12 protein-coding genes and 1 pseudogene are annotated in these 13885 nt (G+C 62.0%); 8 read left to right on the top strand and 5 right to left on the bottom strand.

Annotated elements, in window-relative coordinates:
- Window positions 1-78: 78 nt before the first annotated feature.
- Window positions 79-948 carry an NAD-dependent epimerase/dehydratase family protein gene (locus D0544_RS11645; protein ID WP_125016335.1) on the top strand — a complete coding sequence of 290 codons (870 nt, stop codon included), beginning with the start codon at window positions 79-81 and terminating at the stop codon, window positions 946-948.
- Between the two features lie 3 nt (window positions 949-951).
- Here the strand turns inward: D0544_RS11645 and D0544_RS11650 are convergent, their stop codons facing one another.
- The 4 genes from D0544_RS11650 to gmk form a co-directional block, all read right to left on the bottom strand.
- The gene (locus tag D0544_RS11650; protein ID WP_125016337.1) at window positions 952-1338 is read right to left on the bottom strand and encodes a RidA family protein; all 387 of its coding nucleotides are present in this window, start codon (window positions 1336-1338) and stop codon (window positions 952-954) included.
- 30 nt (window positions 1339-1368) lie between these two features.
- Window positions 1369-3492, bottom strand: coding sequence for a bifunctional GTP diphosphokinase/guanosine-3',5'-bis pyrophosphate 3'-pyrophosphohydrolase (gene spoT, locus D0544_RS11655; protein WP_125016338.1), 2124 nt, complete (start codon window positions 3490-3492; stop codon window positions 1369-1371).
- 81 nt (window positions 3493-3573) lie between these two features.
- A complete protein-coding gene (gene rpoZ / locus D0544_RS11660; protein ID WP_125016341.1) occupies window positions 3574-3834 on the bottom strand; it encodes a DNA-directed RNA polymerase subunit omega in 261 nt (86 codons plus the stop codon).
- 94 nt (window positions 3835-3928) lie between these two features.
- Complete coding sequence (gmk, locus tag D0544_RS11665; protein WP_125016343.1) at window positions 3929-4543, bottom strand: guanylate kinase; 615 nt, start codon at window positions 4541-4543, stop codon at window positions 3929-3931.
- A 370-nt stretch (window positions 4544-4913) separates the two neighbouring features.
- Between gmk and D0544_RS11670 the strand changes: the two genes are divergently transcribed.
- From D0544_RS11670 to D0544_RS11690, 5 genes are read left to right on the top strand one after another with little or no spacing between them, the layout of a single operon-like run.
- Window positions 4914-6173 carry an isochorismate synthase gene (locus D0544_RS11670; RefSeq protein ID WP_125016344.1) on the top strand — a complete coding sequence of 420 codons (1260 nt, stop codon included), beginning with the start codon at window positions 4914-4916 and terminating at the stop codon, window positions 6171-6173.
- Window positions 6145-7887: a 2-succinyl-5-enolpyruvyl-6-hydroxy-3-cyclohexene-1-carboxylic-acid synthase gene (gene menD, locus D0544_RS11675; RefSeq protein WP_125016346.1), complete on the top strand. Its 1743-nt coding sequence runs from the start codon at window positions 6145-6147 to the stop codon at window positions 7885-7887. The genes D0544_RS11670 and menD overlap by 29 nt, the downstream gene beginning before the upstream one ends.
- Before the next feature lie 7 nt (window positions 7888-7894).
- Window positions 7895-8749 carry a 1,4-dihydroxy-2-naphthoyl-CoA synthase gene (gene menB, locus D0544_RS11680; RefSeq protein ID WP_125016348.1) on the top strand — a complete coding sequence of 285 codons (855 nt, stop codon included), beginning with the start codon at window positions 7895-7897 and terminating at the stop codon, window positions 8747-8749.
- Between the two features lie 7 nt (window positions 8750-8756).
- The gene (gene menC, locus D0544_RS11685) at window positions 8757-9743 is read left to right on the top strand and encodes an o-succinylbenzoate synthase (protein ID WP_125016350.1); all 987 of its coding nucleotides are present in this window, start codon (window positions 8757-8759) and stop codon (window positions 9741-9743) included.
- Window positions 9731-11272 carry an AMP-binding protein gene (locus D0544_RS11690; protein ID WP_125016352.1) on the top strand — a complete coding sequence of 514 codons (1542 nt, stop codon included), beginning with the start codon at window positions 9731-9733 and terminating at the stop codon, window positions 11270-11272. The genes menC and D0544_RS11690 overlap by 13 nt, the downstream gene beginning before the upstream one ends.
- A 241-nt stretch (window positions 11273-11513) precedes the next feature.
- Here the strand turns inward: D0544_RS11690 and D0544_RS11695 are convergent, their stop codons facing one another.
- Complete coding sequence (locus D0544_RS11695; RefSeq protein ID WP_125016354.1) at window positions 11514-11771, bottom strand: hypothetical protein; 258 nt, start codon at window positions 11769-11771, stop codon at window positions 11514-11516.
- Between the two features lie 65 nt (window positions 11772-11836).
- On the opposite strand from D0544_RS11695, the pseudogene D0544_RS11700 reads away from it, so the two are divergent.
- Window positions 11837-12858: pseudogene (locus tag D0544_RS11700) on the top strand (IS481 family transposase); the annotation flags it as partial.
- 250 nt (window positions 12859-13108) lie between these two features.
- On the top strand, window positions 13109-13843 hold the full coding sequence (locus D0544_RS11705) for a polysaccharide deacetylase family protein (RefSeq protein WP_125016356.1): 735 nt from the start codon (window positions 13109-13111) through the stop codon (window positions 13841-13843).
- Window positions 13844-13885: the final 42 nt, after the last annotated feature.

The raw sequence follows: 13885 nt of genomic DNA on the forward strand, positions 1-13885 counted from the left end.
AACTTATTAGATAACAAAAACTCTTAGCCTTATCTTAATCCACCAGCGCAGCGATAACACCCCTTCAGGAGCAAAACCATGAACCGACCCACCTCACCCCGTGTCCTAATCATCGGCTGCGGTGATGTCGGCAATGCACTGGGGCTGAAGCTGTTGCAACAGGGTGCCTCGGTCTGGGGTATGCGACGCGACTGTTCCCGCCTGGCCCCTGGCATTGTCCCGTTGGAGGGTGATTTCAATGATCCCGCCTGCTGGCACTCGCTGCCCGATTCCCTGGACTACCTGGTGTTCACCGCCGCCGCCAGCGAGCGCAGCGATCAGGGCTACAAGCACACCTATGTGGATGGGGTGGCCGCGATGGTGAGGGCCGCATCGAGCCAGCCGACTCCGCCACGCCGATTACTGTTCACCTCCAGTACAGCGGTCTACCACCAGGGGGCAGGGGAGTGGGTGGATGAAACCTCCGCCACCCAGCCGCGGGCCTTTAATGGGCAGCGGATGCTGGAGGCGGAGGCGCGGCTGGCAGCGGCGCCGATGGCCTCCACCAGCGTGCGCTTTTCCGGCATCTACGGGCCGGGGCGGGAGCGTCTGATCCAGCGAGTAAAGGCGGGGAGGGGTTGCGAGTACCAGCCCGCCCCCATCACCAACCGCATCCACCGCGACGATTGCGCGGGCGTGCTAGCGCATCTTATTGCCCTCGACTGGCAAGGGTCGGAGGTAGCCCCGCTGTATGTGGCCAGCGACTCAGAACCCTGCGCCATGGATGAGGTTCTGGACTGGTTGGCGGGGCAACTGGGGATCGAGCTGTCGTCACCTGAGCCCCAGCCCTGCAATATACCCAGCAAACGCTGCAGCAATCGGCGCCTGCTGGAGACGGGTTACCCTTTTATCTTTCCCGACTTTCGCGCCGGCTATGGCGCGCTGCTGGCAGCGCGCCCTGAAAGCTAGCCCTTAGGCCAGCTCCAGCACTCCGTCCATCTCCACCGGCACCCCTTTGGGTAGCTCGGCAACACCGATGGCGGCGCGGGCGGGATAGGGCTCCTCGAAATAGCGGGCCATCACCTCGTTGAGCTTGGCGAAGTTGCCAAGGTCGGTGAGGTAGATATTGAGCTTGACCAGATCCTTGAGGCTGCCACCCGCCGCCTCAGCCACCGCCTTGAGGTTCTCGAACACGCGCTCGGCATTGGCTTCAAAGTCGCCCTCCACCAGCTCCATGGTCTCCGGAATCAGGGGAATCTGCCCTGACAGGTAGACAGTGGTGCCTACCTTGACCGCCTGCGAGTAGGTGCCGATGGCGGCGGGTGCACGGTCGGTGGTGATGATCTGCTTGTTGCTCATAGGGTCTCCGATTGTTCGAATGGTCCCGAATTAACCGCGGGTACGGGTAATGGAATTGACGCCCTTGACGGCGCGCAGGCGCTTGATGGTTCGCGCCAGGTGCAGTCGATCGCTGACGTTGATCAGCAGCTCGACCACTGAGAAGCGGGCATCCCGCTCCTCGAGGCTAATCTTTTCGATACTGGCATCGGTGGAGGTGACCGCTGTCGCCAGGGTTGCCACCATGCCGCGCTGGTGCTCCAGCTCCACCTTCAGCTCGACGGTAAATTCGCCGCTCACCTGTTTGTCCCACTCCACCTCGAGGCAGCGCTCCGGGTTGTGGCGAATCTCCGCCACGTTGCGGCAGGCTTCGGAGTGAATCACCATACCCCGCCCTGAGCTGACGTGGCCCACGATGGGGTCACCGGGAATGGGGTAACAGCAGCGGGCGAAGGAGATCACCATCCCCTCGGTGCCACGGATGGTCAGTGGCTGCTGGGCATTGCTGTTGTCGAGCTGCTCCTTATGCTCACCGGGCGCCTGTTCGAGTAGTCGCTTGGCCACCATGTAGGCCATGCGGTTACCGAGACCGATCTCCTCCAGCAAGGCATCAAAGCTCGCCAGCTCCGCCTCCTTGAGCAGCAGGTAGATGCGTTCCTCGGGCACCTGCTCCAGGGAAGCGTTGAGGCTGCCCAGCACCCGGTTGAGCAGGCGCCGCCCCAGGGCCACCGAGTCGGAGTGGCGCTGGTGCTTGAGGTAGTGGCGGATGTTGGAGCGCGCCTTACCGGTGGTAACGAAGCTCAGCCAGGCGACGTTGGGCTTGGCACCGGGGGCGGTAATCACCTCCACCGTCTGCCCGCTCTGCAATGGCTGGCTGAGGGAAGCCAGGCGCCGGTCGATACGGCAGGCCACGCAGCTGTTGCCCACATCGGTGTGCACGGCGTAGGCGAAATCCACCGGCGTGGCCCCCTTGGGCATCTCCATGATGTTGCCCTTGGGGGTGAAGATATAGACTTCGTCGGGGAACAGGTCGATCTTGACGTTTTCGATAAACTCCAGCGGATCACCGGCGTTCTGGTGCAGCTCCAACACCCCTTTCAGCCACTGCCGGGTACGGGCGTGGCTACCCACCAGCGCCTCCTCCTCGGACTTGTAGAGCCAGTGGGCGGCAATGCCGTTATTGGCCATCTCCTCCATCTCCTGGGTACGGATCTGGATCTCGATCGGCACCCCGTGCATACCGAACAGGGTGGTGTGCAGCGACTGGTAGCCGTTGGCCTTGGGGATGGCGATGTAATCCTTGAAGCGGCCCGGGAAGGGTTTGTAGAGGTTATGCACTGCCCCCAGCGCCCGGTAGCAATCATCGACCGTGGGAACGATGATGCGGAAGGCGTACACATCCATGATCTCGGCAAAGGATTTGTGCTGGTTGCGCATCTTGCGATAGATGCTGTAGAGGTGCTTTTCGCGGCCGGTCACCGACCCCTCCAACCCATGCTCGCGCAGGCGGGTATTAATCGCATCGCGAATCACCGACACCAGCTCCTTGCGGTTGCCACGGGCCTGCTTGACCGCCCGCTGGATCAGGCTCGAGCGCATCGGGTGGATCGCCTTGAAGCAGAGCTCCTCCATCTCCACCCGCACCGAGTTCATCCCCAGGCGGTTGGCGATCGGCACATAGATCTCCATGGTCTCGCGAGCCTTGCGCCGCTTCTTCTCGGGGGGCATCACCCCCAGAGTACGCATGTTGTGCAAGCGGTCCGCCAGCTTGACCAGGATAACGCGGATATCCTTGGCCATGGCCATGGCCATCTTCTGGAAGTTCTCCGCCTCCTGCTCGGCGCGGGTCTCGAACCGCATCTGGGTCAGCTTGCTCACTCCGTCCACCAGCTCGGCCACCACCTCGCCAAACTGGGCGGCCACCGCCTGCTTGGGAATACGGGTATCTTCGATGACATCGTGGAGCATGGCCGCCATCAGGCTCTGGTGGTCCATGTGCATGCCGGCCAGGATGCGGGCAACGGCCAGGGGGTGGGTTACATAGGGCTCGCCGCTACGGCGGCGCTGACCATCGTGGGCCTGCTCAGCAAAATAGTAGGCTCGACGGACGAGATTGATCTGATCCGGGTTGAGATAGGTAGAGAGGCTCTGGGCCAGATCATCAATGGTGGGCAATCGCCGCCTCCTGCAGTCAGCCGTAACGTCCTGCGGTAAGGGGAGCGGGGCGGCGATTCAGTGTCATTGCGACGACGCCAGTTAGCCCAGGTTATCGGCTTCTACGTCCATCCCGAAACTGATCAGTTCTTCGGGCTCGGGCTTCTCGTTCAGCACCTTGTCGGTGACCAGCCCTTCAGAAATTTCACGCAGCGCCATTACGGTGGGCTTGTCTTTTTCCCACGGCAGCATCGCCTCTTTACCACCGGTCGCCAGCTGGCGTGCCCGCTTGGTGGCAACCATAACGAGTTCAAAACGGTTATCCACGTGGTCCAGGCAGTCTTCAACAGTTACACGAGCCATGGTATTACTCCGACAAAATAGGGTTAGGCATCATCATATCAGCCAGCCCGGGGGCCAGCAAAAAAAGGCTGCACATTTTACGAGCAGCCCCGGATCAAGACAAGAGCTGGGTTAGTAATTGCTGATGTTTTTCGCGCTGCACCTGCAGGCGCAGTCGCCGGGCGATGATAATTGATCGCAAGTCACCCAGTGCGGTCTCGAAACAGTCGTTGACCACCAGGTAGTCAAACTCCACATAGTGAGTCATCTCACTGACCGCTTCCGCCATGCGTCCGGCGATCACGCTGGCATCATCCTGGCCCCGCCCCTGCAATCGCTGCTCAAGGGTTTCCCGCGAGGGGGGAAGGATAAAAACGGAGACTGCATCCGGCATCAAACGGCGCACCTGGGCACCCCCCTGCCAGTCGATCTCGAGGATCACATCTTCCCCCGCCTGCAACCGCTCCTCAACCCACTGCTGGGAGGTACCGTAGCGATTGCCGAACACCTCGGCGTGCTCGAGGAAGGCACCCCGGTCAGCCATCGACTGAAACTGGTCCGCCGTCACAAAATGGTAGTCGACCCCCTCACGCTCTCCCGGCCTGGCCGCACGGGTGGTGTGGGAGACCGACACCAGAATCTGCGGACAACTGTCCACCAGCGCTTTCACCAAACTGGTTTTACCCGCACCTGATGGTGCCGCAACAATAAAGAGGGTTCCCCGGCTCATACGTTGTCCATAGCTGTGATCAATCGCCCCGTGCGGCAGCGATAAACGGGCCACCTCGGGTGTGACCGCCTAATTTACCACGAACCGCCCCTGATCGGGGAACTGACAACGCCTGCGCGACTCTATGAAGGTACAGGTCAACGTCAGGAGCCCGACCCAGCGCACAAAATCTCCTCTAAATCACCCCTTATGGGGGTTGGATTCAACCTAAGGGATGCCGCTACAATAGCGGCATCGAGCGACCGCTCGGCCCGTTGCCACAAGGACGCGCACCATTAACAACCAATTTGACCACCAACACTTTAGCGACGAGCTGCTCCGGGCCAGTGCCCGACTGCAGCAGAGGCTGTTGCAGGAGAGCCGGCAGGGAATGCCACTTCTGCAACTGGAGGAACCCCTGGGAGGGCTTGCCACTGAGGCGCTGGTTCCCTGGCTGCAGGCCAGCGACCGCTTTCCCCGTATGCTCTGGCAATCTCGCGATGGCCAGCTCACCGTTGCCGCCCTGGGTCTCGCCAGCCGTTTCAAGGCCCCCCAGGAACACCCCACCCATGCCCGCCGGATCTGGTGTGTGGCAGGCTTCGACGCCAACCAGAGCTGGAACGGCTACCCCGCCCACCTCAGCTACATCCCGGAGATCGAGCTCGAGCACAGCCCCGCCGGCTGGACCCTGCGCATCAGCCTTGGCCCCGAAACCTCTGTCGAGCAGCTGCAGCGAAGCCTGGCCACCCTGCACCGAATCAGCCCGGAGCCCGACGCTGGCCTACCCCCCGTGGTCGCCCCTGTCCGTCACCAGCCTCAGCAGCCCCAATGGTGCCAACAGGTGGGTGCGGTTCAGCGTGCAATCGCCGATGGCGAGCTGCAGAAGGTGGTACTGGCACGCCAAAGCAGCCTCCGCTTTGAAGCGGCCCCCTCCCTCTGGTCGCTTTACCGGAGCTGGAGCCAGCAGGCTCTCAACTGCTACCGTTTTGTGTTCGAGCCCGCCCCCGGGGACGGCTTTATCAGCCTCTCCCCCGAACGCCTGATGCAGCGCAGCGGGGATCAGCTGCTGACCGAAGCGCTGGCGGGCACCGCTCCGCGGCCGAGCCAGAGCGCCGAAGCCCGCGACGCCTCCCTGGAGCTGCTGGCCGACAGTAAAAACCGCCATGAACACCAGCTGGTGATCGAGGATATTCAGCACAAGCTGGCGTCCATCGGCCTCAGCTGCAGCCAGCGCTGCGAGACCTCGGTGCTGCAGCAGCGCGGCATCCAGCACCTGCACCAACTGCTGCAGGGCTACGCCAACCCCATGCCCGCCGATACCCTGATCGCCCACACCCTGCACCCGACCGCGGCCGTAGGGGGGCTGCCGGGGGAGGCGGCCAGCCGCTTCCTCTGCCACAACGAGTCCCTGGTGCGCGGATGGTACGCCGGCTACTGTGGTTACCTGGCGCCCGCGGCGGCTGAGCTGGCGGTGACCATCCGCAGTGCCCGCCTGCAGGGTAACGAACTGCAGTTGTTCGCCGGGGCCGGCATCGTCGCCCTGTCGGACCCCCTGGCCGAGTGGCAGGAGCTGGACCAGAAGATCGCCCTGCCGCTGTCGCTGTTTGTGCCGGGGGAGGAACATGTTTCCCGTCGTACATCGCTCTCCTAACGAGCTGCAGGCGGCACTGATTCTCGAGGAGCTGGTCCGCCACGGCGTCACCGACCTTTGCCTGGCGCCGGGATCACGCTCGGCACCGCTGGTGTTTGCCGCCGACGCCCACCCCCACCTGCGCCTGCACCACCATTTTGACGAGCGGGGGCTGGGTTTTCTTGCCCTCGGCCTCAGCAAGGCTCAGCAGCGGCCGGTGGCACTCCTCACCACCTCCGGCAGCGCCGTGGCCAACCTCTATCCGGCGGTGATCGAGGCGGCCCAGAGCGCCGTGCCCCTGATCCTGCTGACCGCCGACCGCCCCCCGCGGCTGCATGACTGTGGCGCCAACCAGGCGATCAACCAGATCGACATCTTTGCCGGCTACCCGACCCACAGCATCTACCTGCCGCCCCCCGATGCCGGATTCTCCCCCGCCTCTCTGCTGCATCAGCTGGCACCAGCACTGGCGGCGCAGCACGCGTTCGGCGGGGTGGTCCAGATCAACTGCATGTTCGATGAACCCCTCTACCCAAGCGGCGCCGCGCTCGACTTTTCCGCGGCGCTGACGCCGCTGGGGGGCTGGCTCAGCGAGCCGACGCCCTGGCCCGCCCCGGTCGGGCAGTCAACAACACCGCTACCCACCCGCGCCGAGTGGGAGAGCTTCTGTACCGCCCCCGGCGTGGTCGTGGCGGGCCGTCTTGACGATAACCAGCAGGCACAGGCCGTCGCCCACCTGGCTCGCGCGCTGGGCTGGCCCCTGCTCGGTGATATCCAATCCCAGCTGCGCAGCGAGCCCGACAGTTTGAAGCACAGCGACCTGTTGTTGTGCCAACACCAAGCCCAGTCGACCCTGGCGCCGCTGCGCCAGCTGCTGATGTTCGGTGATCGCCTGGTTTCCAAGCGGCTGCAGCAGTGGCTCGACAGCCACCCCTGGGAGCAGTTCTGGCTGGTCCACCCGGGCGACAGCCCCCGCGCTCCCGGGCGCAACCAACACCGTTTCTTTGCCAGCACCGCGCTGCCCTGGTGCCAGGCGCTGCCCCCGCCCAATGCACCCGCCAACGGCCTGCGGGCGACCCTGGCGGACCTCGATACCCGCATCGCCGAGGGCCTTGCACAGCACTTCCACAGCACCCTCCCGGATGCTCCGCTCAGCGAACCGTCACTGGCCCACCGACTTTGCCGGCTGCTGCCCGACGCCCACCAGCTGTTCGCCGGTAACAGCCTCAGCATCCGCCTGCTCGACCAGCTCTCGGGGCCGCTGCCTGCCGACCTTAAGGTGCTGGCCAATCGTGGTGCCAGCGGTATCGATGGACTGCTTGCCACCGCGGCCGGTGCCGCCTGCGCCCACCCCGGTGGCACCACATTGCTGATCGGCGATACCTCTCTGCTTTACGACCTCAACTCCCTGGCGCTGTTGCGCGGCGAGCTGGCGCTGGTGGTGGTGGTGCTCAACAACGATGGCGGCGCTATCTTTAATACCCTGCCGATCGAGGACAGCGCGCTGCGCGAGCGCCACTTCCGCTGTCCCCACCGGATGCAGTTTGAGCAGGCCTGCGCCCAGTTTGCGGTGGCCTACCGGCGGGTCGACCGCCTTACTCCCTTCGAGCAGGAGTACCGGGCCGCCCTGGCGCGCACCACCCCGACCCTGATCGAGATCTCCTGTGATGGGGAGGAGACCGCCGCCCAGCTGCGCCGGCTCACCACCCCCGACACCCTAACCCACTTCCAATGAGGACCCTATGAAATACGGAATGAGCGAAACGGAATTGATGGCCCCGATCGACTGGCATGACCACAGCGCCGGCTACGAGGATATCCTCTACCACAAGGGGGAGGGAATCGCCCGCATCACCATCAACCGCCCGCAGGTGCACAACGCCTTCCGCCCCCTCACCGTGCAGGAGATGGAGCGCGCGCTGGCTGATGCCCGCTACGATGCCGGCATCGGCTGTGTGATCCTCACCGGCGCCGGTGGCCAGGCGTTCTGCTCCGGCGGTGACCAGTCGATCCGCGGCCGCACCGGTTACCAGGACGATGCCGGTACCGAGCACCTCAACGTGCTCGATTTCCAACGCCAGATTCGCACCTGCCCCAAACCGGTGGTGGCCATGGTGGCCGGCTACGCCATCGGTGGCGGTCACGTCCTCCACCTGGTGTGCGACCTGACCATCGCCGCCGATAACGCCCGCTTCGGCCAGACCGGTCCGGCGGTGGGCTCCTTCGACGGCGGCTACGGCGCCAGCTATATGGCACGCATCGTGGGCCAGAAGAAGGCCCGCGAGATCTGGTTCCTGTGCCGTCAGTACGATGCCGACCAGGCACTCGAAATGGGGCTGGTCAACTGCGTGGTACCTTTGGCTGAGCTGGAGCGCGAGACGGTGCGCTGGTGCCGCGAGATGCTGCAGAACTCCCCCACCGCGCTGCGCTGCCTGAAGGCGGCCCTCAACGCCGACTGCGACGGACAGGCCGGGCTGCAGGAGCTGGCGGGTAACAGCACCCTGCTGTTCTATATGTCCGAGGAGGCGCAGGAGGGTCGTAACGCTTTTATGGAGAAGCGCCGCCCCGACTTCAACAAGTTCAAGCGCGCCCCCTAGGGCTGCCATGCTGCGCCGCGCCGCCCTCTACCGTTACCGCATCCCCCTGAGTCCGCCGCTGTCCAGCGGCGGCCGCCGCCTCAGCCACCGCGAGGGGCTGGTGGTCCGGCTTGAGCAGGGTGAACGCTGCGGAATGGGGGAGGTAGCGCCGCTGCCGGGCTTCAGCCGCGAATCCCTGTGGCAGGCGCAGCGCGAGCTGCTCCAGCAGCTGCCCCGTTGGGTGGCCGGCTTCGGTGTCCATTGCCGCCCCCCCTCCGCCGCCTTCGGCCTCTCCTGCGCCCTCGACGAACTCCGCCAGGGCGTCCCCCTGCGTCTTGTCGATCCGCTCTCCAGTGGCTATCCGCTGCTGAGCGGCGACCCCGAGCAGATTGTCGAGCGCTGGCACCACTGGCCCGAGCCCCGCCCGAGCCTGGTCAAGCTCAAACTGGGACGCCGGCCGGTTGAGGCGGAGCAGACGATGGTCGGTGAGCTGCTGTCCATCAGCCCGGGGCTGCGTTTTCGCATCGACGCCAACCGGCGCTGGAGCCCGATCGATGCCCGGCGCTGGGTCGACTGGCTGGGGCGGGAGCGTATCGACTACCTGGAAGAGCCCTGTCCGCGACTGTGGCAAAGCCTCCAGCTGGCCGATACCTGCGGGGTCGATCTGGCCCTCGACGAATCCCTGCGCGAGTCCCTGCACAATGGGCGCGGCCCACTACCGGTCCACCCGTGTTTCAAGGTGGCGGTGATCAAGCCCAGCCTCACCGGCCCCCTCGGGCAGATTGAACGCCTGATTCGCCAATGCCGGCGTCGCGGCATCACGACCCTGCTCTCCAGCAGCTACGAGTCCAGTCTGGGGATCGGGCAATTGCAGGCCCTGGCCCGGCGCCTGACCCCCGACCAGGGGCCGGGGCTCGACACCCTCGGCCCCTTCAGCCACCACCTGCTACGGCCCGCGGCCGGGGATCATGCCTGCCTCGACTGGGCGCAGCTGGAGTGCCTATGGCAGAGCTGAGCCACCCAATGGCCGAATTGACCCATCCCCTGTGGCAGGCGGCCCGGCGTCACGCCGATCGCCCCGCCCTGATCGAGGGGGAACGGGTACTGAGCTTCGCCGCCCTCTACCAGGATGCCGACGCGCTGGCCCGCCATCTGGCCGCGCAGGGGGTGCACCGCGGCGACCACCTGCTGCTGCTCGAGCCCGATCCGCTGCCGATCATACGCTGCCTGTGGGCCACCAGCCTCCTTGGGTGCGTCTGCATCCCCCTTAACCCGGCGCTGCCGGTGGCGCAGATCGAGCGCCAGCTGGCCACCGCCGACGCGCGCTGGCTAATCGGTGCCGGCAGCGGCGAAGAGGGCGAGCACATAAAGCTTCCCCCCGGCTGTCAGCAGCTCGGTTTGCCCCCCCTCAGCCTAACCGCAACCAATGCGCCGCTGGCGGCGACCCCCGAATGGCCGCCGCTGGACCCACAGACGGCGCTGACCGGAACCTTCACCTCGGGCAGCAGCGGCCATCCCAAGTTGGCGCTGCACAGCCTTGCCAACCACCGGGCCAGCGCCAAGGGGAGCGGTCAGCTTATCCCCCTCGGTGCCGGGGATGGCTGGGGGCTGACCCTGCCGCTCTACCATATCGGCGGACTGGCGATCCTGTTCCGCTGTCTGCTGGCCGGTGCCAGCCTGGTGCTGGGGGAGCGCCGCGACCTGGAGGGGTTCCTGCAGCATCCGCGGGTCACCCATCTGTCGGTGGTGGCCACCCAGCTGGTGCGCCTGCAGCGCCAGGGTCGTTCGCTGGCAGCGGGTTCCCTGCGCCACCTGCTACTGGGGGGCAGCGCCTTCCCCCGCAGCCTGCTCGACTGGCTCGCTGGCCAGCCGATCCAGTGCCATATCAGTTACGGCCTTACCGAGATGAGCTCCCAGGTGATGACCGGCCCGGCCAACCCCGACTCCCGCATCGCCCACCTTCTGCCCGGGCGCGAGCTGCGGATCGCACCGATTGCGGGGGATGAGGGCCAGCTGGAGCCTGGTGAGGAGGAGAGTGGAAACGTCGAGGGTGAGATACTGGTGCGCGGCGACTGCCTCTGGCTGGGGTATTACCAGCGCGGGCAGCTGCACCGCCCCCTCAACAAGGAGGGCTGGTTTCACACCCGCGACCGCGGGCAGCTCGATACCACGGGGGCGCTGCGCGTGATCGGGCGCCTCGACAACCAGTTTGTCAGCGGCGGCGAGAACGTGCAGCCGGAGCCCCTGGAGGCGATTATTCGTAGTTTCGCAGGAGGCTGCGAGGGAGGCGTTGATGGGGGCGAACCCATCGATGAGTGCTACCTGGTGCCGGTGAGTGATGCCGAATACGGCACCCGCGCGGTCTGCTTTGTGGAGCCCTTCCCCGCCGACGGCGGCGCCGAACTGGCCCGCTGGCTACAACCGCAGCTGGCCAGCCACCAGCGCCCCCGCGCCTTCTACCCCATCCCCCCCGAACTGAAACGCGGCCTCAAGATCAGCCGCCAGCAGCTCTGCCGCTGGGCGGAGGAGCAGAGTCAGGGCTAAGGGTTATTCGATATTCTTGATCTGAATGTTTTTTGTTCGGATCTATCCACTATATCTAGTGGCCTGCAGGTCTTTTATCGCAAAGCACGACGCCGTTTGGTTACCGATTTGTTTACCAGTCGGCCCTCTGCTAGCAACAATGGCGAGCTCGAATAGGTTAGCTTTAGTCAGCATTTCACTGTTCATTGCCAATAAAGGCGCCACTTCTAATTGGCCCTATTTTAACCCAATCGGCGCCAGTTTAGCTGGCACCGTTCCACTGCAGCGCCACACAAAGCGTCACAGCACCCGCAGAAGAAGCGCTCAACTCGAGAATATCCAGGTCACTCGCAGGTTCGCCGTATTCGAACATGGCTACCGGAATAGCCGTAAACGTCATTAATGCTATCAGAGCGATAGCTTGAGTAAAGCAAGGCAATAGAAGACCAAGCAACGATGCGACCGACTGTGTGTTGATGGTATTTACCTGACAGTCGGCCCCTGAAACAAGAGTGGTCATAGTGCCCCCAGAGGGTTATAGGACGAGTGTCTGACGCTCGACTGTAACTTCACAAGGAAACGACTATGACCACTAACGAGAAAGTAGCACAACGCAAGCTCAGTCTCCTAGAACTGGCAAGAGATCTTCAGAACGTTAGCAAGGCCTGCAAGGTGATGGGGTATTCCCGTCAACAGTTCTATGAGATCCGGCGTAACTATCAAACCTTCGGCTCTGACGGCCTGATCGACAAGCTGCCTGGACCCCGCGGCCCCCACCCCAAGCGCGTCTGCGGTGAAGTCGAACAAGCCATCCTTGCCCACAGTTTGAAGTTTCCCACCAACGAGCCGGTGCGCGTCTCTCAAGAGCTTGCCCTTGAGGGCGTTCAAGTCAGCTCTGGCGGCGTCCGTGGTGTTTGGAGTCGCCATAATCTGTTGACCCGCCACGAGCGCCTTCTGCGCCTGGAGCGCACGACTCGGGAGCAAAAGATTGAGCTGAGCGATGACCAAATCCGGCTGCTGGAGCGCTTCAGTCCCGAGTTTAGAGAGCGCTACATTGAGGTCCACCACACCGGGGATCTGATAGCGGTGGACACCTTCTTCGTGGGTACCCTAAAGGGCGTCGGAAAGGTATACCTGCAGTCGGTAATCGACTGTTATAGCCGCTATGCTTTGGGGCGGCTGTACACTAACAAGCTACCGGTCACGGCCGCACACGTCTTCAACAGCGATGACTACCGTTCTTTAAGTCTCACAAGGCGCGGATCTCCACCATCCTTAGTGATAACGGACGGGATTTCTGCGGCCGGAAAGACCACCACCCGTACGAGCTATTTCTCCAGCTGGAGGAGATCGAGCATCGGACGACTCGGGTTCGCCGACCACAAAGCAACGGCTTTATCGAACGGCTGCATCGTACACTGCTGGATGAGCACTTCCGCATCCAAGGGCGAACTAAATGGTATGAGACCGTCGATGAGATGCAGAAGGATCTGGAAGAATACCTGGTACTGTACAACACCAAGCGGCCCCACCAGGGCCGCAACATGAAGGGCCAAGTGTCCTATACGGTGTTCAAAAAAGGACTGCCAAGACCCACCAAAACGGAGGGCAAGAATGCTGCTGAAAAAGCTGCTTACATAGAATGCCCACTGGGGCATGTGTCAGGGGAATACCATCACTGTACAAACTATATACTTGTTGAGGTGAGGCGATCATCAAATATTCATCCTCCTACTTGGGCGTGTGCTAGCCTTAAAAACTGGGCTGTTCTATGTTTTCTTGTGGGTGAAATGCATCTGTTGGTCTAACTCACGATAGAAATAAACTCATACGGATATAACAAGAGGCGATTCTGGAATGACCTGCCCCATACTTATGTATCATTTTATAGGCGATCCGGAAGACCCAGCTGATTCGCCTTATTTTGTATCCTCAGAAAAATTTGATGAGCAAATGAAGCGCCTAAAAAAAAGAGGATTTAAATCTATCAGTCTGGGCCATCTATTTAATCATCTTTATAGAGATGAAGCTCTTCCTGATAAATCGGTAGTTATAACATTTGATGATGGTCACTTGTCCTTTTATGAAAAAGCCATGCCCGTTCTTGAGAAATATGACCTAACGGCAACAAATTTTATTATTACTGAAAGAGCTGGCAAGAAAAACTTTATGACCTGGGAACAAATAAATCGCGCGAAACTGAAAGGTTTTTCTATTGAGTCGCATTCTGTTACCCACAGAGTACTAACAAAAATCAACAGATCTGAAGTAGTGAATGAGGCGTTAGTGTCAAAAAAGACAATAGAAAAAAAATTAAATTCCGATGTGAGGTTTTTTTGTTATAGGGGCGGCCATTATAACGAAGAAATTAAAAGCATTGTTGAATCTTGTGGATATGATGCTTCGGTTTGTTCCCGTTATGGCGTTAACAACTCATCAACAGACAGGTATGAATTAAAGAGAGTGCCTATTCGAGGAACGGATGATTTAGGAATATTTCTTGCAAAAATACACGGCTATGACTGGCAGCGTTTACATGGGCGACTATTTGCAAAATACCTTGAGCCATTGAAAATACATAGTCTTAAATGATCTGCATATGCTGGCGCCAGCATGGGGATCTTTAAAAAACAC

The sequence above is a fragment of the Aestuariirhabdus litorea genome (genome assembly GCF_003864255.1).
Classification (GTDB): Bacteria; Pseudomonadota; Gammaproteobacteria; order Pseudomonadales; family Aestuariirhabdaceae; genus Aestuariirhabdus; species Aestuariirhabdus litorea.